A 22244-nucleotide genomic window follows, 5' to 3' on the forward strand; every position below is an offset into this window, starting at 1 on the left:
GACCATGCAAACTCGTGACGACATCTTCAACACCCTGCGCGATGCCCTGGTCGAGCTGTTCGAACTGGACCCGGCTCGCGTGAGCCTGGAATCCAACCTGTATCAGGATCTGGAAATCGACAGCATCGACGCCGTCGACCTGATCGATCACATCAAACGCCAGACCGGCAAGAAAATCGCCGCCGAGGAATTCAAGTCGGTGCGCACCGTCAGCGACGTGGTCGAGGCGGTCTACCGTCTGGTTCAACCGGCCGCATGAGCCGACTGATCGGCCTCGGCCTGCTGCTGGCAGGCTTGCTGTATCCCTTTGCGGTGTATTTCGGCATGGAGCATTTCGCGCCATGGCAGTTCGGCCTGCTGCTGGGCGGCCTGTGGCTGGCCCGGGCGCTGACCGGCGAACGCAAGCCCGGCAGTTTGTGGATGGCCGGCGTGGCGATCGTGTTCTGCCTGCTGCTGGCGGTGTTCGACAGCCCTTTGCTGTTGCGCTGGTACCCGGTGCTGATCAGCGGCTTCATGCTGGTGCTGTTCAGCCTGAGCCTGAAATACGGCCCGCCGATGGTCGAGCGTCTGGCTCGCCTGCGTGAACCGCAACTGCCGCCCAAGGCGATTCGTTACACCCGCCAGGTCACCGTGGCCTGGAGCGTGTTTTTCTTTTGCAACGGTTTGTGCGCCGCCCTGCTGACACTGTGGGCGCCGCTGAACTGGTGGATGTTGTACACCGGCCTGATCTCCTACGGATTGATCGGCCTGATGTTTGCCATTGAATGGCTGATACGACAACGGGTAAGAGGTCGCCCATGAACTGGATAAAACTTGAGCAGCTGTTGCTCAAGGCCCTGCCGGCGCGCACGGTAACGAGCGCACCGGCATTCGATCATGCACAACTGTGCGAACAGGCCCTGAGCCTGGCGGCAGGTCTGCAAGCGCGCGGCGTGCAACGTCTGGCGGTACATCTGGAAGATGCCGCCGACCTGGCCGTCGCCCTGCTCGGCGCCTGGCGTGCCGGCGTCAGCGTGTTGCTGCCGTCTGATCTGCAAGCGCAGACCCGCCAGCGCTGGTCGAACGACGTCGATCTGTGGCTGACCGATCAGGCCGGTGACGCTCGTCTGAGCGATTTGCTGCAACCTCCCCTGCCCGCTGCCGAACTGGATCTCGACCAGTGCCGCCTGAGCCTGTGCACCTCCGGCTCCAGCGGCGAGCCCAAGCGCATCGACAAATCCCTGCGCCAACTGGCCAACGAAGTCGAAGCCCTTGAGCAACTATGGGGCGCGGACCTGGGTGAAGCCTGCATCCTCGGCAGCGTCGCCACCCAGCACATCTACGGCTTGCTGTTTCGTGTGCTGTGGCCGCTGTGCGCCGGGCGTCCGTTCCTGCGCAAGCAACTGGCCTTCCCGGAAGACCTGCAACGCGCCAGCCGCGAGCACCCGGCCTTCGTCTGGGTCGCCAGTCCGGCGCTGCTCAAACGCATGGGCGACAACCTCGATTGGCCAGCCCTGAGCGTCGTGCGCCGGGTGTTTTCGTCCGGTGGCGCACTGCCGGCTGACGCCGCACAAAGCCTGCATCAACGCTTGGGACAGTGGCCGACGGAAATCCTCGGCAGCTCGGAAACCGGCGGCATTGCCTGGCGTCAGGGCGAACCGTTGTGGCAGCCGTTTGCCGGCGTCGAGTTGAGCCAGGACAGCGACGGCGCCTTGCTGATCGCTTCGCCCTACCTGCCCGCCGGGCATGTCGAACACACCGCCGATGCGGCGCGTATTCAGGCCGATGGCCGCTTTGAATTGCTCGGGCGGCTCGACCGGATCGTCAAACTCGAAGAAAAACGTATTTCCCTGCCGATGCTTGAACAGGCGCTGGTAGCCCACGACTGGGTCGCCGAAGCGCGTCTGGGCGTGGTGCAGGAAAACCGCGCGTCCCTCGGCGCCCTGCTGGTGCTCAGCGAATCCGGCCTGTTTGCCTTGCGCGAACATGGTCGACGCAGCCTGACCGAAACCTTGCGCCGTCATCTCGGCGACCATTGCGAAGCCCTGGCCCTGCCCCGCCGCTGGCGTCTGCTACGACAACTGCCGCTGACCTCACAGGGCAAATTGCCTCAAGCCGACGTCGAAGCCTTGCTGTTGGCGCCACGGCCAAAAACACCGGAAATCCTGGAGCAGGCCGAAACCGAGGGCGAATGGAACCTGCAATTGAGCGTTCCGCCGGATCTGGCCTACTTCAGCGGCCACTTCCCCAAGGCCCCGGTACTGCCGGGCGTGGTGCAGGTCGAATGGGCGCTGAACCTGGGTCGGCAACTGCTGAACCTGCCCGGCGCGTTCGCCGGCATGGAAGTCCTGAAATTCCAGCAACTGGTGCGCCCCGGCGATGAAATCCAGTTGCACCTGCGCTTCGACCCGGAGCGCGGCAAGTTGTATTTCGCCTATCGCAACGACACCGCCACCTGCTCCAGCGGGCGGATTCTGCTGGGGACTGGCGATGCATAATCCTTGCGCAGTGATCCCGGTCTACAACCACGAAACCGCCATCGGCACGGTGGTCGACGCCCTGCTCGCCGAGGATCTGCCGTGCATTCTGGTGGACGACGCCAGCAGCAAATCCTGCGCGGCGGTGCTGGACGCGCTGGCCGAGCGCGAGCGGGTTCATCTGGTGCGCCTCACTGCCAATCAGGGCAAGGGCGGCGCGGTGATGACCGGTCTGCGTGAAGCCGCGCGGCTCGGCTTCAGCCATGCCTTGCAGGTCGACGCCGACGGTCAGCATGACTTGCAGGATGTCGCGCGTTTCATCGAAGAATCCCGCGCTCACCCCAAGTCGCTGATCTGCGGTTATCCGCTGTACGACGCCAGCGTGCCCAAGGGCCGTTTGTATGCGCGCTACCTGACCCACGTGATGGTGTGGATCAACACCCTGTCGCTGCAGATTCGCGACTCGATGTGCGGCTTCCGCGTGTATCCGCTGGAACCGACGCTGGGCGTGATCGACTCGGCGCGGATCGGCAAGCGCATGGATTTCGACTCGGACATTCTGGTGCGCCTGGCGTGGCGCAATCAGCCGATGCGCTGGTTGCAGACCAGCGTGCATTACCCGCTGGACGGCGTGTCGCACTTTCGCCTGTTCTACGACAACGTGCTGATCTCGAGCATGCACACGCGCCTGTTCTTCGGCATGTTGCTGCGCTTGCCCGTGATCCTCTGGCGACGGTGGCGCGCATGACCGTCGAGACCGACAAGAAGCACTGGGCCGACCGCGAAGAGCGCGGCAGTTTCCTGCTGATGAAATTCACCGCGTTCGCCGCCAAGGTCCTTGGTCGACGCCTGCTGAGTCCGTTGCTGTACGGCATCGTCCTGTACTTTTTCCTGTTCGGCCGCACTGCGCGGCGCAGTGCCTGGCAGTATCAGCAGCGCCTCGCCGACTGGAGCGGTCGCCACGAACTGCGCCCGACCCGGTGGCGAGTATTCCGCCAGTTCATGGCATTCGCCGATTCGCTGCTCGACAAGCTCGACGTGTGGAACGGCAAGCTGAAGATCGAGCAGATCGAAATCATCGACCCGGCGCTGTTGCGCAATCAGTTGCGCGGCAGTCGCGGGCAAATGCTGGTGGGCGCGCATCTGGGCAACCTCGAAGTGTGCCGGGCGCTGGCGGAGCTGGGCGAAAAGGTCACGATGAACGTGCTGGTGCACACCAAGCACGCCGAGCAATTCAATCGTCTGCTGGGCGAGGCCGGGGCGACCAACCTGCGACTGATCCAGGTCAGCGAGCTGGACCCGGTGATCATGCTGCAACTGCACGAACGGCTGGAGCGCGGCGAGTGGCTGGCGATTGCCGGCGACCGCGTGCCGCTGCCTGGCGGGCGCAGCGTGACCGTGGACTTTCTCGGCCACCCGGCGCCATTTCCGCAAGGGCCGTGGCTGCTGGCCGGCCTGCTGAAATGTCCGGTCAACCTGCTGATGTGCCTCAAGCAACCAGACGGACACTACCGCCTGACTCTCGAGCCGTTCGCCGACGCCGTGGTGTGGTCACGCCGCGAGCGCGAACAGGTCATTCATCAGTGGGCCACCCGCTATGCGCAACGCCTGAGTCACTATTGCCTCGAAGCACCGTGCCAATGGTTCAACTTTTACCCATTCTGGAAAACCGATGACAACGCCAACTCCTGAGCCGGTCACCTTCGGCGAACGCCCTTTGCGCATCGAAGACGTGCTGGCCCTGGCCAACCGTCAGGCGCCCGTGCAGTTGCAGAGCGACGCGCCTTATCGCGAACGCATCGCCAAGGGCGCGCGGTTCCTCGATTCGCTGCTGGACAAGGAAGGCGTGATCTACGGCGTGACCACCGGTTACGGCGACTCCTGCGTGGTCGCGGTGCCGTTGCATCACGTCGAGGCGCTGCCGCGTCATCTCTACACGTTCCACGGTTGCGGACTGGGCAAACTGCTCGACGCCCAGGCCACCCGTGCGGTGCTGGCGGCGCGGTTGCAGTCGCTGTGCCACGGCGTGTCCGGGGTGCGCATCGAGTTGCTGGAGCGCCTGCATGCGTTTCTTGAACACGACATTTTACCGCTGATTCCTGAAGAGGGTTCGGTGGGCGCCAGCGGCGACCTGACGCCGCTGTCCTACGTCGCCGCGACCCTGTCCGGCGAGCGTGAAGTGATGTTCCGTGGCGAACGCCGCCAGGCTGCCGATGTGCACCGCGAACTGGGCTGGACACCGTTGGTGCTGCGCCCGAAAGAAGCGCTGGCATTGATGAACGGCACCGCCGTGATGACCGGTCTGGCCTGCCTGGCTTACGCCCGCGCCGATTACCTGCTGCAACTGGCCACCCGCATCACCGCGCTGAACGTGGTGGCGCTGCAAGGCAATCCTGAACACTTCGACGAGCGCCTGTTCGCCGCCAAGCCGCATCCGGGGCAGATGCAGGTCGCCGCGTGGCTGCGCAAGGATCTGGCGATCGACGCACCGACCGCTCCGCTGCACCGTTTGCAGGATCGTTACTCACTGCGCTGTGCACCGCATGTGTTGGGCGTGTTGGCTGACAGCCTGAACTGGCTGCGTTCGTTCATCGAGACCGAACTCAACAGCGCCAACGACAACCCGATCATCGACGCCGAAGCCGAGCGCGTGCTACACGGCGGGCACTTCTACGGCGGACATATCGCGTTCGCCATGGACAGCCTGAAAAACCTCGTGGCCAACGTCGCCGACCTGCTCGACCGACAACTCGCGCTGCTGGTGGACGAGCGTTACAACCACGGTTTGCCGAGCAACCTGTCCGGCGCCAGCGCCGACCGCGCGATGCTCAACCACGGCTTCAAGGCCGTGCAGATCGGCGCCAGTGCCTGGACCGCCGAAGCGTTGAAAAACACCATGCCGGCCAGCGTATTCTCGCGCTCCACCGAGTGCCACAACCAGGACAAGGTGAGCATGGGCACCATCGCCGCCCGCGACGCCATTCGTGTGCTGGAGCTGACCGAACAGGTCGCCGCCGCCACGTTGCTGGCGGCCAATCAAGGCGTATGGCTGCGCGGCCGCGATGAAGATGCACGACCACTGCCGCCATCGCTGGCCGCCATGCACGAGCAACTGGCCCGGGACTTCCCGCCGGTGATCGAAGACCGTGCCCTGGAAGGTGAATTGCGCCTGTGCCTGCAACGCATCGCCGAGCAACACTGGAGGCTGCATGCGTAGTGCCGGAGTGCTTCACGCCGATACGGAAATCCTCGTGCCGTTCTTTGACGTCGACACCATGCACGTCGTCTGGCACGGCCATTACGTGAAATACCTGGAAGTGGCGCGCTGTGCACTGCTCGACAAGATCGGCCACAACTACAACCAGATGGTCGACTCGGGCTATGCCTGGCCGGTGATCGACCTGCAACTGCGCTACGTGCGCGGCGCGGTGTTCGGTCAGCGGCTGAACGTGCGCGCCAGTCTGGTGGAGTGGGAAAACCGTCTGAAGATTCACTACCTGATCACCGATGCCGAGACCGGCGAACGCCTGACCCGCGCCAGCTCGGTGCAGGTCGCCGTCGAGATGAGCAGTCGCGAGATGCAACTGGCCTCGCCGAAAGTCTTCACCGATGCCGTGGAAAGGATGCTGCGATGAATGTGTTGTTGAAATCCATCGGAGCCATGACGCTGCTGACGTTGTCGTCGCTGGCCAACGCCTTCGACCTGCAACAGTTGAGCGAGCAACTGGCGAAACCGGACGTGATCCACGGCCAGTTCATCCAGGAAAAACACCTGCGCGCCCTGCCCCAGCCGCTGATCAGCAAAGGCAGTTTTGTCCTCGCCAAAAACCACGGCCTGCTGTGGCTGCTGAAATCCCCGCTGCAACAGGATTACCGCATCAGCGCCAAGGGCATCGCCCGGCGTGACGCCACCGGCTGGCAACTGCTGCCGAACAAGAGCGCCGGGGCCGAGCAGAACCGCTTGTTCCTGGCGGTGCTGCAAGGCGACAGCAGCGGTCTGCAACGGGATTTCGAACTGGCCCTGAGCGGCGATGCGCAGAAATGGCAACTGACCCTGACCCCGCGCTCGGTGCTGCTCAAGCAGGTCTTCAATCAGATCAACATCAGCGGCGGCGCGTTGGTGAACACCATCGAACTGCTGGAAACCCAGGGCGACAGCACCGTGCTGCGCATGCAGGACAGCACCGCCGGCCAACCTCTGAGCGACGCGGAGCAACATGACTTTGCCGAGTGAACGCAGGCTGCCCTGGCTGTTCCTGATCCTGCTGCTGGCGGTTGTCGCACTGGGCGCCTGGCAGTGGCGCGACGGTGCGCCGCTGTCGGCCAACCTGATGGAACTGGTACCCGGCACCCACCCGGACGCCCTCGAACTGCGCGCCGAACAACGCATGCAGGAGCCGCTCAACCGCGACATGCTGGTGCTGGTCGGTCACGCCGATCGCCAGCAAGCGGTCGCCATGGCCCAGACCCTGGGCGAGCAATGGCAGGCCAGCGGGCTGTTCGAAAAGGTCCAGTGGAACCTGCAAGCCGACCTGCCGGCCCTGCGCACGCAGTTGCTGCAAGGGCGGCTGGCGATGCTCTCGGCGGATGACCGACAACTGCTGATAGAACATCCCGACGCCTTTATCCAGCAACGGGTACAGGCACTGTTCGACCCGTTCACCGGGTTCAGTCTGGTGCCGAGTCAGGACGACTGGCTGGGCCTGACCGGGCGCATCCAGAACAGCCAGCCGCAACATGGCGCGGTGCAACTGGACATCGGCAGCGGCGCGTTGATCGCCGACGCCGACGGCAAGAGCTGGGTGCTGCTGCGCGCACGCACCACCGGCAGCGCCTTCGACATGAATCAACCGCTGCAAGTCGCCGCCCTGCTGCAACACAGCCGTGAGCAAGCGGCGAGTGCCGACGTGCAATTGCTGGCCGCCAGCGGCCTGCTGTACGCCGCCAACGGTCAGCAGCAGGCGACCCGGGAAATGACCTGGGTCGGCGGCGGCGCCACCATCGGCATTCTGCTGCTGTTGCTGCTCGCCTTCCGCCGCTGGCGGGTGCTGCTGGCGTTCATTCCGGTGCTGGTCGGCATGCTGTTCGGTGCGGTGGCCTGCGTGGCGCTGTTCGGGCACATGCACGTGATGACGCTGGTGCTCGGTTCCAGTCTGATCGGCGTGGCGGTGGATTACCCGCTGCACTACCTGTCCAAGAGCTGGAGTCTCAAACCTTGGCACAGCTGGCCGGCGTTGCGCCTGACCCTGTCCGGGCTGACGTTGAGCCTGATCACCAGCGCCATCGGTTACCTGGCGCTGGCCTGGACGCCTTTCCCGGCGCTGACCCAGATCGCGGTGTTCTCCGCCGCCGGTTTGCTCGGCGCCTACCTGTCGGCGGTGTGCCTGCTGCCGGCGCTGCTGAAAAACGTCGAACTGCGCCCGGCGCAATGGCCGCTGCAACTGGCCGAGCGTCTGGTGCGACTGCGGGAAACCCTGCTCGATCACGTCAGGACGCCGGTGTTGCTGGCCCTGCTGATCGCCTTCTGCGTCGGTGGCCTGCTGCAACTGGAGAGCAGGAACGACATTCGCCAGTGGGTCGGCGCGCCGCAACGTCTGACTGATGAGGCGCAGACTATTGCGCGGATTACCGGCTACCAGCCGACCAGCCAGTTCTTCCTGGTGCGCGCCGCCGATCAGCAGCAATTGCTGGAACGGCAAGCGGCCCTGAGCGAGCGGCTGGATCAACTGGTCAACCTCGACAAGTTGCAGGGTTATCTGGCGCTCAATCAACTGGTCAGCCCGCCGGCTCAGCAACAACAAGTGCGTGAAGCGCTGAGCAAGTTGCCGCAGTTCTGGCAGCCGTTGCTGGAAGTCGGCGTGCCGCTGGCGGCGCTGCAAACTGAACTGCAACAGTTGCAGGCCCTGCCCGCCGAGGACATCGATGCAGCACTGGCCGGCCCCCTCGGCGAGCCGTACCGCACGCTGTGGCTGGGGCCGACCGAGGACGGCGTGGCAGCGATGGTCAGCCTGCAAGGCCTGAACAATCCGTCGCTGCTGCGGGTGCAGGCGCTGGACCTGCCCGGCGTGATGCTGGTGGACCGGCTCGGCGATCTGAACAAGGTGTTCGCCCAGACCCAGATCAGCGCCGCTGAGCTGAAACTCGCGTCCTGCGTGTTGATCGTGCTGGTGCTGATGCTGCCGTTCGGTCTTGGTGGCGCCCTGCGAATCGTCGCCCTGCCGCTGCTCGCTGCGCTGTGCAGCCTCGCCAGCCTGGGCTGGCTCGGTCAGCCGCTGACCCTGTTCAGCCTGTTCGGCCTGCTGCTGGTAACGGCGATCAGCGTCGACTACGCGATCCTCATGCGCGAACAGGTCGGCGGCGCGGCCGTCAGCTTGCTCGGCACTTTGCTCGCGGCCGCCACAACCTGGCTGTCGTTCGGCCTGCTGGCGGTGTCGAGCACCCCGGCGGTGAGCAACTTCGGCCTGTCGGTGAGCCTCGGTCTGGCGTTCAGCTTCATGCTCGCGCCGTGGGCCGGGCGTCAGGCCCACGCAGTTGCCGTCACGGAGCCTTCAGCATGATGGTGGTGACTTTCTGGCTGATGGCCCTGGCGCTGTTTTTCGTCGCCACCCGGGTCGGCCGGCATTTCGGGCTGATCCCGATCGTCAGTCAATTGCTGCTGGCCAGCTTCGGCCTGCCGCTGCTGATGTACTTCTGGATCGAACCGGGCTGGCAACTCAACGGCGCCGAACTGATCGCGCCGGGCTGGCTGAAAAACCTCTACAGCCTGAGCTTCGCCCTCTTGCTGGGGCACATCCTCAGCGACGTGATCGACCTGCGCCTGGACCGTCAGAGCGTGAAGATCGCCCTGCCGAGTTTCGCCGTGCCGTTCACCTGCGGCCTGGCGACGGCGTACTGGCTGTTGCCGACGCAGCCGTGGATCAACTCGCTGGCGATCGGTCTGGTGTTCGCCATCACCGCGATCCCGGTGTTGTACCTGTACCTGCGCCACATCGACTACCCGCCCGCCGCCACCCGGCGTCTGGTGCAGACCGCGATCCTGATCGACCTGACCTGCTGGACCCTGTTCGGCCTCGCCCAGGGCAGCCTGCACCTGAGCAGTCTGCTGATACCGCTGGGGATGGCCTGCGTGCCGGTGCTGCTGCGGGTATTCGGCATACGCCGGCCATTGACCTACAGCCTCGGTTTTTTTGCGCTGCTGGTGCTGGCCGAACACTACAAACTCAACGCGCTGATTTTCGGCATCGGCTATCTGCTGTGCATGGCCGCGCTCAAGGTGCCACTGGTATTGCCGATCCCGGCGCACTGGATGAACCGCTTGCAGACGTGGGTCGCGATTCCGCTGATCCTGACTTTCGGCATCGTCCAGATCGACGTGCACAGCGCCCTCGCCAGCCTCGGCGCCGGGCAATGGGCAGCGCTGCTGCTGTTGCCGGTCGCCAGCAAAATCGTGGGCAACTGGCTCGGCCTCGGCTGGGCCGGCGCGTCGTTCGCAGGCGCCAGTCGCTGGCGCGAAAGCGTGCTGCTGAACATTCGCGGATTGAGCGAAATCGTCTTTCTCAACCTGCTGTTGCAACAACAACTCATCAGCCCGGCGTTGTACTTTGCGCTGATGCTGATGGGTCTGATCGCGACGCTGTTGCCGGCCTTCATCGGCCTGCACCGGGCGTCACTGAACCCTATTGCCGTACCCAGGAGCTCGCGTGCCAATCGTTGAAATGGAATCCCGTCAGGTCGTGATCATCGGCGCCGGCCCCTCCGGCGCCATCGCCGCCGCATTGCTCAAGCGCAAGGGGCACGACGTGCTGGTGATCGAGCGCCAGCATTTCCCGAGGTTCTCCATCGGTGAAAGCCTGCTCTGCCATTGCCTGGATTTCGTCGAAGAAGCCGGCATGCTCGAGGCGGTGAATGCCGCCGGGTTCCAGCGCAAGAACGGCGCGGCATTCGCCTGGGGCGAGCGCTACAGCGCCTTCGATTTTGGTGACACCTTCACCGCCGGCAAGCCCACGACGCTGCAGGTGCAACGCGCCGACTTCGACAAATTGCTGGCCGATCAGGCGGCATTGCAGGGCGCGGAAATCCGCTACGGCGACGCGATTGTCAGCGTCGATTTCGAACGCCCGCGACCGCAGCTGAATGTGCGCCGCGAAGACGCCAGCGAGTACCGCGTCGAAGCCGACTTTGTCCTCGATGCCAGCGGTTACGGCCGCGTGTTGTCACGTTTGCTCGACCTGGAAGCACCATCGAATTTCCCGGTTCGCCAGGCCGTCTTCACTCACGTTGAAGACCACATTGATCATCCCGGTTTCGACCGCGAGAAGATCCTTATCACCACCCACCCGCAGCACCGCGATATCTGGTTCTGGTCGATCCCGTTCAGCAACGGTCGCTGCTCGGTGGGCGTGGTGGCTGCCGCTGAACATTTCGCAGGTCGCGACACCGACCTCGACGCCTGCCTGCGCGGTTTCATCGCCGAAACCCCGAGCCTGGCCAAGGTGCTGAAAAACGCCGTGTGGGATACCCCGGCGCGCACTCTCGGCGGCTATGCGGCCAACGTCAAAACCCTGCACGGCCCAGGCTTTGCGCTGTTGGGTAACGCGGCCGAATTTCTCGACCCGGTGTTCTCCTCGGGCGTGACCATTGCCATGCGTTCGGCGAGCATGGCCGCCGCTGTGCTGCACCGACAGTTGCAGGGCGAAACCGTGGACTGGCAACGGGAGTTTGCCGAGCCGCTGAAACGCGGGGTCGACACTTTCCGCTGCTACGTCGAAGGCTGGTACGCCGGCACTTTCCAGGACGTGATTTTCCACGAGCAAGGCTCGCCGGAAATTCGCCGCATGATCTGCTCGATCCTCGCCGGCTACGCTTGGGACGAACGCAACCCGTTCGTCAGTGAAGCGCGCCGTCGGCTGAAGACGATCTCCGAACTCTGTGCAAGGGACGACACATGAATTACCTGAGCGACAACTACGTCGAGGAAACCCGCTTCGGCTTCTGGTTCCTGCGCAGCCACACCTGGCAACACCATGTGCTGCGCGTGGCGATCAACGATCTGCGCGGACTGTTCAGCGAATCGTTGCCGGCCAGTCCGGTGCTACTGGATGCCGGTTGCGGTCAGGGCAAGTCGTTCGGCCACCTGCGCCAGACGTTCGCGCCACAGCGCCTGATCGGCGTCGATGCCGATCCGCACAGCCTGGAATTGAGCGCCGCCGAGGCCGCGCGTCAGGGCTTCGACGTTGAGCTGATCGGCAGCGACTGCGCGACTTTGAATGTCCCGGATTCAAGCGTCGACCTGCTGTTCTGTCACCAGACCTTCCATCATCTGGTGGAGCAGGAAAAGGCCCTGGCCGAGTTCTATCGGGTGCTCAAGCCGGGCGGTTATCTGCTGTTCGCCGAGTCCACCGAGGCTTACATTGATACGTGGGTGATTCGCTGGCTGTTCCGCCATCCGATGCACGTGCAAAAGAGCGCGGCGCAGTACCTGGAGATGATTCGCCAGCAGGGTTTCGAGTTCGGCGAACAGAACGTTTCGTACCCGTATCTGTGGTGGAGCCGGTCGAAGGATTTCGGTCTGCTCGAACGTTTTGGATTGCACAAACCAAAACCATTCGGCCAGCGGGAAGAAACCCTGGTCAACGTGGTGGCCCGCAAACCCTTGAACGAGGCTGTCTGATGTTGCGTGTTCTGCTGCTCGCCTGCGCTTTGCTGCTCGGTGCCTGTGCCAGTCAGGCGCCGCTGCCGGCCGGCAACCCGAGCCTCCCGCTGCCGATGCAGCTGCATATCGAGCGCCACCTGGCCGGGCAACAGCAAGACTGGTTGCTGGTGATCCAGCGCGAAGGGCCCGGCATCCGCTGGTCGATGATGGATCCGCTGGGCATTCCCCAGGCGCGTCAGCAGTTGATCGACGGGCACTGGCAAGCCGACGGCCTGCTGCCGCCCAACCCGGAAGCCCGGGAGTTGTTCGCCGCGCTGCTGTTCGCCCTGACCCCCGCGGGCGAGCTGTCGCGCAACTACCCCGGCGCGCAGCAACAGGGCGGCCAACGTTCCCTGCCGGCGCGCTGGGACATCCGTTACACCCAACCCTTGAGCTTCGAATTGAACCTGCCACAAGGCCCACACTATCGCGTAACGCCACTCGGTGAACCGACGTCATGACCGCCTACCTCAATGCCCTCGGCGTGATCTGCGCCCTGGGGCGCGACAAGCAAGCCGTGGCACGCAACCTGTTTGCCGGCGACTGCTCGGGCATGCGCCGCGAGTCCGGCTGGGTGCCGGAGCGCGAGCTGCCGGTGGCCGCCGTGCACGGCGATCTGGCGCCGATTCCCGAAGCGCTGGCCGACCAGCGCAGCCGCAACAATCAACTGTTGCTGGAAGCCGCGTTGCAGATTCGCGATGACATCGAGCACGCGATCCAGACTTACGGCCGCGAGCGCATCGGCGTGGTGCTCGGCACCAGCACTTCGGGCATCGACGAGGCCAGCCGTGGCCTGGCGCACTACATTCGCGACCAGCAGTTCCCGGCCGATTACGACTACCGGCAACAGGAACTCGGCGCCCCGGCGAATTTCCTCGCCGACTGGCTGCAACTGAGCGGCCCGACCTATGTCATTTCCACCGCCTGCACTTCCAGCGCACGCGCGCTGATGAGCGCCCGACGCCTGCTCGATCTGGGCCTGTGCGACGCGGTGCTGTGCGGCGGTGTCGACAGCCTGTGCAAACTGACCCTCAACGGTTTCAGTGCGCTGGAAGCGGTCTCGGACGAGCGCTGCAATCCGTTTTCCGCCAACCGCAACGGCATCAACATCGGCGAAGCGGCGGTGCTGTTCGTGATGAGCAAAGAGCGCGGTGCAGGGCCGGGCATTGCCCTGCTCGGCGCGGGCGCCAGCTCCGACGCGCACCACATTTCCGCACCGGAGCCGACCGGCCGTGGCGCGCTGCAATCGATGCAAAAAGCCCTCGATCAAGCCCACTTGCAGGCCGGTGACATCAGCTACCTGAACCTGCACGGCACCGCGACCCAGCACAACGACGCCATGGAAAGCCTGGCCGTCGACGCGCTGTTTGCCGAAGGCGTGCCGTGTTCCTCGACCAAACCGATGACCGGCCACACCCTCGGTGCCGCCGGCGCACTGGAAGCGGCGTTCTGCTGGTTGAGCCTGAGTGCCGACAACCCCGACCACGCCTTGCCGCCGCACATCTGGGACGGCCAGGCCGACCCGGCATTGCCAGCGCTGAAGTGGGTGACCGCAAGCGAGCGCCTGGCGTCCATTGCACCGCGCTACCTGATGAGCAACTCGTTTGCCTTCGGTGGCAATAACGTCAGCCTGATTATCGGAGACGCCCCATGAGCCACTGGCCGCTCGCCGAACTGCTGCCCCACGCTGGCGACATGATCCTGATCGACCGGATCCTGAGCTTTGACGACGAACAGATCCACACCACCCTCACCGTCCGGCCCGGCGGCCTGTTCAGCCTGCCCGACGGCAGCCTGCCGGCCTGGGTCGGCGTCGAGTTGATGGCACAAAGCGTCGCCGCGTTCGCCGGCTGCCATGCGCGGCAGAAAGGCAACCCGGTGGAGCTGGGCTTTCTGCTCGGCACACGCAAGTTCGAATGCAATGTCGCAGCCTTTCCGGTTGGCAGCGAACTGACCATCCATGGCCTGCGCTCGCTGGAAGACGACAACGGCATGGGCGTATTTGAATGCCATATCAACGCGCCCGGCATCGAGGCCAGCGCCCGGCTGAACGTGTTCCGCCCGCCCCAGGCAGCGGACTATCTAGAGCAATCCAAGGAGTCGAACGATGACTGAATCAATACTGGTCACCGGCTCCAGCCGTGGCATCGGCCGCGCCATTGCCCTGCGCCTGGCCAGTGCCGGCCACGATATCGTCCTGCATTGCCGCAGCGGCGTAGCGGAAGCGCAAGCAGTGAAAGCCGAAGTCGAAGCGCTCGGCCGCACCGCGCGCATCCTGCAATTCGACGTGGCGGATCGCGAAACCTGCAAAGCCATCCTCGAAGCCGACGTTGAAGCCCACGGCGCCTACTACGGCGTGGTGCTCAATGCCGGCCTGACCCGCGACGGCGCCTTTCCGGCACTGAGCGACGACGACTGGGACGTGGTGCTGCGCACCAACCTCGACGGTTTCTACAACGTCCTGCACCCGGTGATGATGCCGATGATCCGCCGCCGCGCCGCGGGTCGCATCGTTTGCATCACCTCAGTCTCGGGGCTGATCGGCAACCGTGGCCAGGTCAATTACAGCGCGTCGAAAGCGGGCGTGATCGGCGCCGCGAAAGCCTTGGCGATCGAACTGGCCAAGCGCAAGATCACGGTGAATTGCGTTGCGCCGGGCCTGATCGACACGGCGATGCTGGATGAAAACGTGCCGGTGGAAGAACTGATGAAAATGATCCCCGCACAACGCATGGGCACGCCTGAAGAGGTGGCCGGTGCGGTGAATTTCCTGATGTCGGCGGAAGCGTCGTACATCACCCGCCAGGTGCTGGCGGTCAACGGAGGCTTGTGCTGATGAAGCGCGTTGTCGTCACCGGCATGGCCGGCATTACCTCGCTGGGCAGCGACTGGGACACCATCGCCGGCAATTTCGCCGCCAACCGCAGCGGCATTCGCCGGATGGACGAGTGGGATCGCTTCAGCGAACTCAACACACGCCTGGCCGGGCCCATCGATGATTTCCAGGTGCCGGCGCACTGGACCCGCAAACAGCTGCGCAGCATGGGCCGTGTTTCGCGGCTGGCCGTCGGCGCGGCGGAAAAAGCGCTGGCCGATGCCGGCCTGCTCGGCGACGAGTCGATCAAGGACGGGCGCATGGGCGTGGCCTGCGGTTCGTCCACCGGCAGCACCGACGAGATCAAGGCGTTCGGCAACATGCTGCTCAACTCGGTGGCCGAGGGCCTCAACGCCAACTCCTACGTGCGGATGATGCCGCACACCACGGCAGCGAACATCAGCATCTTCTTCGGCCTCACTGGCCGCTTGATCCCGACCTCCAGCGCCTGCACCAGCGGCAGCCAGGGCATCGGTTATGCCTACGAGGCGATCAAGTTCGGACGCCTGCCGCTGATGCTCGCCGGTGGCGCCGAAGAACTGTGCCCGACCGAAGCCATGGTGTTCGACGCGCTGTACGCCACCAGCCTGAAAAACGACGCGCCGCACACCTCGCCACGCCCGTACGACAAGGGCCGCGACGGTCTGGTGATCGGCGAGGGCGGCGGCATGCTGGTGCTTGAAGAACTGGAACACGCCCTGGCACGCGGGGCGCACATTCACGCCGAAATCGTCGGTTTCGGCAGCAACGCCGACGGCCAGCACACCACCCGCCCCGAACAAGTCACCATGCGCCGGGCAATGGAACTGGCGCTGGAAGATGCAGGCCTGGCGCCGGACGTCATCGGCTACGTCAACGGCCACGGCACCGCCACCGAACAGGGCGATGTCGCCGAAACTCTGGCCACCAGTGCGCTGTTCGGCGAACGCATGCCGATCAGTTCGCAAAAGAGCTTCCTGGGCCACACCCTCGGCGCCTGCGGGGCGCTGGAGTCGTGGTTCAGCATCGAGATGCTCAACCGCGACCTGTACGTGCACACGCTCAACCTCGACGAAGTCGATCCGCACTGCGGCAAGCTCGACTACCTGCGCGGCGAATTCCGGCAGATGAGCCACGAATACGTGATGAACAACAATTTCGCTTTCGGCGGGGTCAACACCTCGCTGATTTTCCGTCGCTGGCCCCAACCGAATTAATCCAGGTCAAGGAGACCTCCATGCACTTCAAGAAACTCGCTGCCACCCTGATCATCTGCGCCATGCCGGCCGTCAGCCAGGCCCGTGACACGGCGGTGTACCTGCCGTTCGACAAGGCCGTCGCCGAAGCGACCCGCACCGGCAAGATCGACGGCAGCGTGAAGTTCTATCTGGCGGGCAACGCCCCGGCCGGCAAGGTCACTGTCGTCAGCCCCGGCGCCGTGACCAACAAGAAGACCAACGCCTTCAACAAGACCGACCAGGAAGCCTGCGAGTGGGTCGTGCAATCGGCGATCATCAGCCTGCACCAGGCCGCAAAAAACGCCGGCGCCAACGCCGTGACCAACATCGTCAGCTTCTACAAGAGCAACGAGCGCAAGGATGCGAAAACCTACGAATGCCACGCGGGCGCCATCATGGCGGGCGTAGCGTTGAAGGGCGATCTGGCGACGGTTCAGTAACGGCCGGAAACGACAAAGGGCGCCTTTCGGCGCCCTTTCACAAACAGGTTGGCTTGTCATCGCCTCTCACCTGTCTGGCTCTGCGATGGCTGGTTGCCCAGGATCCTCAGAGTCTCACAAGCCCCTTTCGGGAACGCCGGCAGTATTGCCTGAAACCTCATGCCGAGCAACGGCTGGCATTTGGCTTCGATGCGCCACTTCCGTTGCCATCACAGTCCCAACGCCCGTCTGACCGCAGTTTTAATGGCGTGAAACTCGTCTGTTGCAAGATGTGAGATCAGGTAAATGCGCTTGCCTTGCCGATCCCGGCTTTTGATCCGATCAAGCCGCGAGAGACTGACCGTGGCAATCATGTCGCACTTTGCCCAACAGGTCGGGCTGGCTCCCTGAAGGTGACTTGCAAGTTCGAGATGGTGCCCGAGCATGCAATCAGAGGCGGTAGTACTTAGCGGCACCACTGTTACCAACAGGCTGTTGGTTCTATGTTTACGTATCACAACAACAGGTCTGACTTTGACCATCTCGGGGATTTCATAACCCCTGAAATCGCAAATCAAAACGCTGCCCTCCTTAGGCTGATATCGAAGTGGCATCCGTGACACTCGTTTGAAAAAGAACTGATTTTGCGCAACAACGGCCATATTCCCTACGACAGTTCCGTTACTCGAAATGTACGGAGTCGAGCCAACCAAACCTGTTCACCACAACTACACTCGCTCAAACAGGCCAATACACAGTGCCTGCCGGAACGGCGAGCCCGGTCGGTCAAGTACTCGCGGTTCTCTTTCACCGTCAAGGAGACGACCATGCAAGCGAAAGCCCTGATCACCGCCGCCCTTCTCGGCCTGCTCCCCAGTGCCAGCCACGCCACCAATCTGATGTACATGCCGTTCGAAACAGTCGTGTCGGATGCAATGCGCGCCGGGCGGCTGGATGGCAGTGTGAAGTTTTATCTGGTCGGCAACGGGCCTCAGGGGACTCAGCGGTTGTTGCAGCGCGGGGTGGTCAGTGACTTGAAGACCAACGGTTTCAACAAGAGCGATCACGACTCGTGCGAGTGGGTGTTGCAGTCGAACCTGATTGCGCTGCAAGCCGAGGCCAAGCGTGTCGGGGCGAATGCGGTGACCAACATCGTCAGCTACTACGACCAGCATGTGCGCAAGGATCTGAACACTTACGAATGTCGGGCCGGGGTGTTTGTGACGCGAGTGGCGTTGAAGGGTGATCTGGTGCGGCTGCCCTGATCAACCGGCTTCAAGCTTGCGCGTGAGCAGTTCGACAAACGCCTTGGCCATCGGTGATTTCTGGTCTTTGCGCTGCACGAGCCACACCGCCGTCACGGCTTCGGGATCGAGCAGCGGTCGGTAGACCACGCCGTCGATGCGCATCCGCTGATACGACGCCGGCATGACCGACACGCCCAGACCCGCTGCCACCAGACCGATGATGGTCATGGCTTCGCCGGCCTCCTGGGCGAAGTGCGGGCTGAACCCGGCATCGCGGGCCAGACTGATCAACTGTGAATACAGACCACTGCCGTAGCTGCGCGGGAAGAACACAAACGGCTCCAGAGCCAGCGCCGAGAGGAACAGCCCCTCTTCAGAGCCCTGCGCCAACGGATGTTTGGAGCTGAGCACGGCCACCAGCGGCTCGCGCATCAGTTCGACCACGCTGAGCGAATCCGGCAGGCCCAGCGGGCGCATGATGCCGACCTCGATCGATTCGTCCACCAACGCATCGGCCACCATGGTGCTGCTCATCTCGCGCAGGTTCAGGTGCACAGCCGGGAAACGCTGACGGAAGGAAAATATCGCCTGGGGAATGGTCGAGTTGAACGGCGCCGACGAGGTGAAGCCGATCTTCAGTTCACCCAGTTCGCCGAGTTGCGCGCGACGGGCCACGTCGGCCGCTTTATCGACTTGCGCGAGCACCAGCCGCGCTTCCTCCAGAAACAACCGCCCGGCCTCGCTGAGCTCGACCCGACGATTGGTACGCTCGAACAGTCGCGCGCCGACTTCCTGTTCCAGTGCCTGGATCTGCTGGCTCAGCGGTGGCTGGGAGATGCCCAGCACCTGTGCGGCGCGGCCGAAGTGCAGTTCTTCGGCGACGGCGATGAAGTAGCGCAGATGACGCAATTCCATGAACACCCCATTAGGTCGTGAAAGCTATCAAACAGGTCGAACAATATATTGGATAGAAACATTAGCCAGCTATATGATTTTTTCATTGCCTGCCTGCCCGCGCCCTCCGAGGTCTGATGTGAAAACCGCCGTCGCTCCACTGGCCCATGAAGTCCCGCCCGCTGCGGCGGACGATGTGCTGACCGAACTGCAAGAGATCTACATCGAGAAAGGCACGCCCGCGTTCATGCGCACGGTGCTAGCGCTGTTCAGCGGCGGCTTCGCCACCTTTGCCCTGCTGTACTGCGTGCAACCGATGATGCCGCTGCTGTCCCACGAATATTCGATCAACGCGGCCCAGAGCAGCCTGATCCTGTCGGTGGCCACCGGCATGCTGGCGTTCGGTCTGCTGATCACCGGCCCGATTTCCGATCGGGTCGGGCGCAAACCGGTGATGGTTGCCGCGCTGTTTGCCGCGGCCCTGTGCACCATCGCCAGTTCGATGATGCCGAGCTGGCACGGCGTATTGATCATGCGCGCGCTGATCGGATTGTCATTGAGCGGTCTGGCGGCGGTGGCAATGACCTATCTCAGCGAGGAAATCCATCCGCAGCACATCGGTCTGGCGATGGGTCTGTACATCGGCGGCAACGCGATTGGCGGCATGAGCGGGCGGTTGATCACCGGTGTGCTGATCGACTTCGTCAGCTGGCACACGGCGATGATGGTGATCGGTGGGCTGGCGCTGATTGCGGCGGCGGTGTTCTGGAAGATCCTGCCGGAGTCGCGCAACTTCCGCTCCCGCTCGCTGCACCCGCGCAGCCTGCTCGACGGCTTCACCATGCACTTTCGCGATGCCGGTCTGCCGCTGCTGTTCCTTGAGGCGTTTGTGCTGATGGGCGCGTTCGTTACGTTGTTCAACTACATCGGTTATCGCCTGCTGGCCGAGCCGTACCACATGGATCAAGTGTTCGTGGGACTGTTGTCGGTGGTGTACCTGTCGGGTATCTACAGCTCGGCGAAAATCGGTTCGCTGGCCGACAAACTGGGTCGCCGCAAAGTGCTGTGGGCGACCATCGCGCTGATGTTCGCCGGCCTCGCCCTGACCATGTTCACACCGCTGCCGCTGGTGATCATCGGCATGCTGATCTTCACCTTCGGCTTCTTCGCCGCGCACTCGGTCGCCAGCAGCTGGATCGGCCGCCGGGCGCTCAAGGCCAAGGGCCAGGCGTCGTCGTTGTACCTGTTCAGCTATTACGCCGGGTCGAGCATCGCCGGGACGGCCGGCGGAGTGTTCTGGCACATGGCGGGATGGAACGGGATCGGCCTGTTCATCGGCGCGCTGTTGCTGGTGGCGCTGTTGGTGGCGTTGAAGCTGGCGAAGCTGCCGCCGCTGGGTGGTGGCGAAAAGGTTTAGCGACAACTGCGCCCTAGCGGTAATCACGGGCCAAGGTACACTGACGGCATTCGCCTGCTTTGGTAAAGGAAGCCAGAATGCGCCTGGACCGTCTCCACATTCAGAATTTTCGTTGCTACGAAGATGCCACGTTCGACTTTCAGCCAGGGTTTAATCTGGTGGTGGGGGTTAATGGGAGCGGGAAGAGTTCGTTGTTGCAGGCGGTTGCCGTTTCGTTCATCGAACTCGGCAATGCCATGAAGCCAAGTCAGACCTCTATAAAAAATGAAGACATTCGCTTTGTCATAGATCGTTTTGAAAACAGAAGCCGCTTTGAGCGCAAGTTCCCATTACTGGTACATGGCATAGGCAGTTTCTTCGGAACTACAGACTGGGTCCTGAAACGAGATGCAGAAGACTTGCCCCATCTTGTAGATTCAGTATTCGACGCCGAGATAGACAAACTAAAACAGAAAATCAACCTGGCCATTCCAGTCGATTTGCCTGTGCTTGCTTTCTATCGCTCCAATCGCCGCTGGCAAGGGGTAGGAGTATCTGCTGAGTTCGCCGCGAAACAACGCGTCTCGCGCTTCGATGCCTACGTTAACTGGTTCGATGCAGTTGCGGATCTCAGAGAATTTGAAAGTTGGTTAATCGGTAGAACGCTCGAACGGATGCAGAACCTCCTTGATTCCAACACCCAGTCACTTGAGTTCGACGACGAACTTTACTGGGTAAACACTGCGATCGAGCGCGCTATTCCCCACGCACAAAATTTTCGCTATGACCTCCGGCTGCAAAGCTTGTTGATCGACCTGGATGGAAAGACCACTCCTTTCAATGAGCTTAGCGATGGTCAGCGCGGGATGGTTGCGTTGTTCGCCGATATCGCCCGCCGCATGTGCATCCTCAACCCCCACATGGGTAAGGACGTTCTGAAAAACACCTCCGGCGTGGTGATCATCGACGAACTGGATATCCATATGCATCCGGCCTGGCAACGCAGCATCGCCCCGGCATTGAGACAGGCATTCCCCAAAGTCCAGTTCATCGCCGCAAGCCATTCCCCACAAATCATCGGCAGCCTGAAGCCTGAGGAAGTCATCGTGTTGCACAACGGGGATCCTACTCATCCGCGGGTCACCTACGGTCTGGATTCCAGTAGCGTGCTTGAAGAGGTAATGGGCGTTACGCAGCGCGAACCAGAAATCGAAGATCTGCTGTCCGAGCTTTTTTCCACGTTGGAAGACAACGACCTCGAAAAAGCAAAATCAAAGCTTGAGGCGCTGAAAAAGAAAGCCCCCGACCTACCGGAATTCGCCGGCGCCGAAGCACTGATCAGGCGCAAGGAGATTCTCGGCAAATGAAGCGAGTGCTCAAAGGAACTGAACCAGCTTCATTTACAGATTGGAAAACTCGGCGAACGACGAGTGGAGCCCAACTTACCCAACGCTACAAAACCCGCAAAAACGCGATTTGCATAATGCCCTGCTTAAGGAGCAAGGCTTTTTCTGCTGTTATTGCGGCCGGGAAATAGATGCCTCGACCAGCCATATCGAGCACTTCAGACCTCAAGAGCATTTCGAAGAGCTGGCGTTGAAGTTTCACAACCTTCATGCCTCCTGCCTGCGAGAAACCAAGCCCGGCAATCCGTTGCACTGCGGCCATAAGAAGGGCAACTGGTTCGACGAAAACCAACACATTTCTCCCACTGACGAGAACTGTGAACAGCGCTTCCGATATCTGCGAACCGGCGAAATCCAGCCAAAGGACTCTGACGACCTTCCCGCCACAAAGATGATCGAGGTATTGGCGCTACACATCCCCTACCTCAAAAATCGACGGCAGGACACAATCCGCCGCCTCTTCGATGATGAGTTCGTCATGCAAATCAGCGAGGAAGAGCTTGAGCGGTTGGTGACGGCGATCAGAAATACCGCGATTCCCAATCAAAAACCCTTCGACCACATCATCGCCCGCTACGCCGAACAACTCCTCGGACGCTAAACCCATCGCAAACAAAAACGCCCGGCATAAGCCGGGCGTTTT

Annotated in this window: 23 protein-coding genes and 1 pseudogene; 22 read left to right on the forward strand and 2 right to left on the reverse strand. The window is 62.7% G+C overall.

Translation table 11 applies throughout. The features are described from left to right. Positions 1–4: 4 nt before the first annotated feature. From AC07XZ_RS10610 to AC07XZ_RS10695, 18 genes are read left to right on the forward strand one after another with little or no spacing between them, the layout of a single operon-like run. A complete protein-coding gene (locus tag AC07XZ_RS10610) occupies positions 5–259 on the forward strand; it encodes an acyl carrier protein (protein WP_007947135.1) in 255 nt (84 codons plus the stop codon). Continuing rightward, positions 256–801, forward strand: a complete 546-nt coding sequence (locus AC07XZ_RS10615; RefSeq protein WP_085746440.1) for a COG4648 family protein — start codon at positions 256–258, stop codon at positions 799–801. The genes AC07XZ_RS10610 and AC07XZ_RS10615 overlap by 4 nt, the downstream gene beginning before the upstream one ends. Further along, on the forward strand, positions 798–2477 hold the full coding sequence (locus AC07XZ_RS10620) for an acyl-CoA synthetase family protein (RefSeq protein WP_102686829.1): 1680 nt from the start codon (positions 798–800) through the stop codon (positions 2475–2477). The genes AC07XZ_RS10615 and AC07XZ_RS10620 overlap by 4 nt, the downstream gene beginning before the upstream one ends. After that, positions 2470–3204, forward strand: coding sequence for a glycosyltransferase family 2 protein (locus AC07XZ_RS10625; RefSeq protein WP_102686830.1), 735 nt, complete (start codon positions 2470–2472; stop codon positions 3202–3204). Before AC07XZ_RS10620 ends, AC07XZ_RS10625 begins: the two co-directional genes overlap by 8 nt. Continuing rightward, positions 3201–4148, forward strand: coding sequence for a lysophospholipid acyltransferase family protein (locus AC07XZ_RS10630; protein ID WP_102686831.1), 948 nt, complete (start codon positions 3201–3203; stop codon positions 4146–4148). Before AC07XZ_RS10625 ends, AC07XZ_RS10630 begins: the two co-directional genes overlap by 4 nt. After that, complete coding sequence (locus tag AC07XZ_RS10635; RefSeq protein ID WP_074689588.1) at positions 4129–5673, forward strand: HAL/PAL/TAL family ammonia-lyase; 1545 nt, start codon at positions 4129–4131, stop codon at positions 5671–5673. The genes AC07XZ_RS10630 and AC07XZ_RS10635 overlap by 20 nt, the downstream gene beginning before the upstream one ends. Next, positions 5666–6091: an acyl-CoA thioesterase gene (locus tag AC07XZ_RS10640; RefSeq protein ID WP_085746436.1), complete on the forward strand. Its 426-nt coding sequence runs from the start codon at positions 5666–5668 to the stop codon at positions 6089–6091. Before AC07XZ_RS10635 ends, AC07XZ_RS10640 begins: the two co-directional genes overlap by 8 nt. Beyond that, positions 6088–6690, forward strand: a complete 603-nt coding sequence (locus AC07XZ_RS10645) for an outer membrane lipoprotein carrier protein LolA (RefSeq protein WP_102686832.1) — start codon at positions 6088–6090, stop codon at positions 6688–6690. Before AC07XZ_RS10640 ends, AC07XZ_RS10645 begins: the two co-directional genes overlap by 4 nt. Further along, on the forward strand, positions 6674–9013 hold the full coding sequence (locus tag AC07XZ_RS10650) for an MMPL family transporter (protein ID WP_102686833.1): 2340 nt from the start codon (positions 6674–6676) through the stop codon (positions 9011–9013). Before AC07XZ_RS10645 ends, AC07XZ_RS10650 begins: the two co-directional genes overlap by 17 nt. Continuing rightward, positions 9010–10170 carry a cation:proton antiporter gene (locus tag AC07XZ_RS10655; RefSeq protein ID WP_102686834.1) on the forward strand — a complete coding sequence of 387 codons (1161 nt, stop codon included), beginning with the start codon at positions 9010–9012 and terminating at the stop codon, positions 10168–10170. Before AC07XZ_RS10650 ends, AC07XZ_RS10655 begins: the two co-directional genes overlap by 4 nt. Beyond that, positions 10157–11404 (forward strand): NAD(P)/FAD-dependent oxidoreductase, encoded by a 1248-nt coding sequence (locus tag AC07XZ_RS10660; protein ID WP_102686835.1) that lies wholly within the window; start codon positions 10157–10159, stop codon positions 11402–11404. Before AC07XZ_RS10655 ends, AC07XZ_RS10660 begins: the two co-directional genes overlap by 14 nt. Next, positions 11401–12126 (forward strand): class I SAM-dependent methyltransferase, encoded by a 726-nt coding sequence (locus tag AC07XZ_RS10665; RefSeq protein WP_102686836.1) that lies wholly within the window; start codon positions 11401–11403, stop codon positions 12124–12126. The genes AC07XZ_RS10660 and AC07XZ_RS10665 overlap by 4 nt, the downstream gene beginning before the upstream one ends. Then, on the forward strand, positions 12126–12608 hold the full coding sequence (locus AC07XZ_RS10670; protein ID WP_102686837.1) for a hypothetical protein: 483 nt from the start codon (positions 12126–12128) through the stop codon (positions 12606–12608). The genes AC07XZ_RS10665 and AC07XZ_RS10670 overlap by 1 nt, the downstream gene beginning before the upstream one ends. Then, the gene (locus tag AC07XZ_RS10675) at positions 12605–13801 is read left to right on the forward strand and encodes a beta-ketoacyl-[acyl-carrier-protein] synthase family protein (protein WP_102686838.1); all 1197 of its coding nucleotides are present in this window, start codon (positions 12605–12607) and stop codon (positions 13799–13801) included. The genes AC07XZ_RS10670 and AC07XZ_RS10675 overlap by 4 nt, the downstream gene beginning before the upstream one ends. After that, positions 13798–14262, forward strand: a complete 465-nt coding sequence (locus tag AC07XZ_RS10680; RefSeq protein WP_085746429.1) for a hotdog family protein — start codon at positions 13798–13800, stop codon at positions 14260–14262. Before AC07XZ_RS10675 ends, AC07XZ_RS10680 begins: the two co-directional genes overlap by 4 nt. Further along, positions 14255–14983 carry a 3-ketoacyl-ACP reductase FabG2 gene (locus tag AC07XZ_RS10685; protein WP_085746428.1) on the forward strand — a complete coding sequence of 243 codons (729 nt, stop codon included), beginning with the start codon at positions 14255–14257 and terminating at the stop codon, positions 14981–14983. Before AC07XZ_RS10680 ends, AC07XZ_RS10685 begins: the two co-directional genes overlap by 8 nt. Next, positions 14983–16218 (forward strand): beta-ketoacyl-ACP synthase, encoded by a 1236-nt coding sequence (locus AC07XZ_RS10690; RefSeq protein WP_085611127.1) that lies wholly within the window; start codon positions 14983–14985, stop codon positions 16216–16218. The genes AC07XZ_RS10685 and AC07XZ_RS10690 overlap by 1 nt, the downstream gene beginning before the upstream one ends. A gap of 20 nt (positions 16219–16238) precedes the next feature. Further along, positions 16239–16679 (forward strand): excinuclease, encoded by a 441-nt coding sequence (locus tag AC07XZ_RS10695; RefSeq protein WP_102686839.1) that lies wholly within the window; start codon positions 16239–16241, stop codon positions 16677–16679. A 209-nt stretch (positions 16680–16888) separates the two neighbouring features. Here AC07XZ_RS10695 and AC07XZ_RS10700 read toward each other — a convergent pair whose 3' ends face one another. After that, positions 16889–17320: a type II toxin-antitoxin system PemK/MazF family toxin gene (locus AC07XZ_RS10700; RefSeq protein WP_256584382.1), complete on the reverse strand. Its 432-nt coding sequence runs from the start codon at positions 17318–17320 to the stop codon at positions 16889–16891. 165 nt (positions 17321–17485) lie between these two features. Between AC07XZ_RS10700 and AC07XZ_RS10705 the strand changes: the two genes are divergently transcribed. Next, positions 17486–17923 carry an excinuclease gene (locus AC07XZ_RS10705; RefSeq protein ID WP_102686841.1) on the forward strand — a complete coding sequence of 146 codons (438 nt, stop codon included), beginning with the start codon at positions 17486–17488 and terminating at the stop codon, positions 17921–17923. Here the strand turns inward: AC07XZ_RS10705 and AC07XZ_RS10710 are convergent, their stop codons facing one another. Further along, positions 17924–18820: a LysR family transcriptional regulator gene (locus AC07XZ_RS10710; RefSeq protein WP_085746425.1), complete on the reverse strand. Its 897-nt coding sequence runs from the start codon at positions 18818–18820 to the stop codon at positions 17924–17926. A 118-nt stretch (positions 18821–18938) separates the two neighbouring features. On the opposite strand from AC07XZ_RS10710, the gene AC07XZ_RS10715 reads away from it, so the two are divergent. The 3 genes and pseudogenes from AC07XZ_RS10715 to AC07XZ_RS10725 all read left to right on the forward strand — a co-directional run bounded on the left by AC07XZ_RS10715 (position 18939) and on the right by AC07XZ_RS10725 (position 22202). After that, a complete protein-coding gene (locus tag AC07XZ_RS10715; RefSeq protein ID WP_102686842.1) occupies positions 18939–20216 on the forward strand; it encodes an MFS transporter in 1278 nt (425 codons plus the stop codon). Between the two features lie 77 nt (positions 20217–20293). Beyond that, positions 20294–21562 carry an AAA family ATPase gene (locus AC07XZ_RS10720; protein ID WP_102686843.1) on the forward strand — a complete coding sequence of 423 codons (1269 nt, stop codon included), beginning with the start codon at positions 20294–20296 and terminating at the stop codon, positions 21560–21562. After that, positions 21559–22202: pseudogene (locus AC07XZ_RS10725) on the forward strand (retron system putative HNH endonuclease). The gene AC07XZ_RS10720 and the pseudogene AC07XZ_RS10725 overlap by 4 nt, the downstream one beginning before the upstream one ends. Positions 22203–22244 lie beyond the last annotated feature (42 nt).

It is taken from the genome of Pseudomonas sp. GW458-11-26-14-LB4 (genome assembly GCF_059423925.1).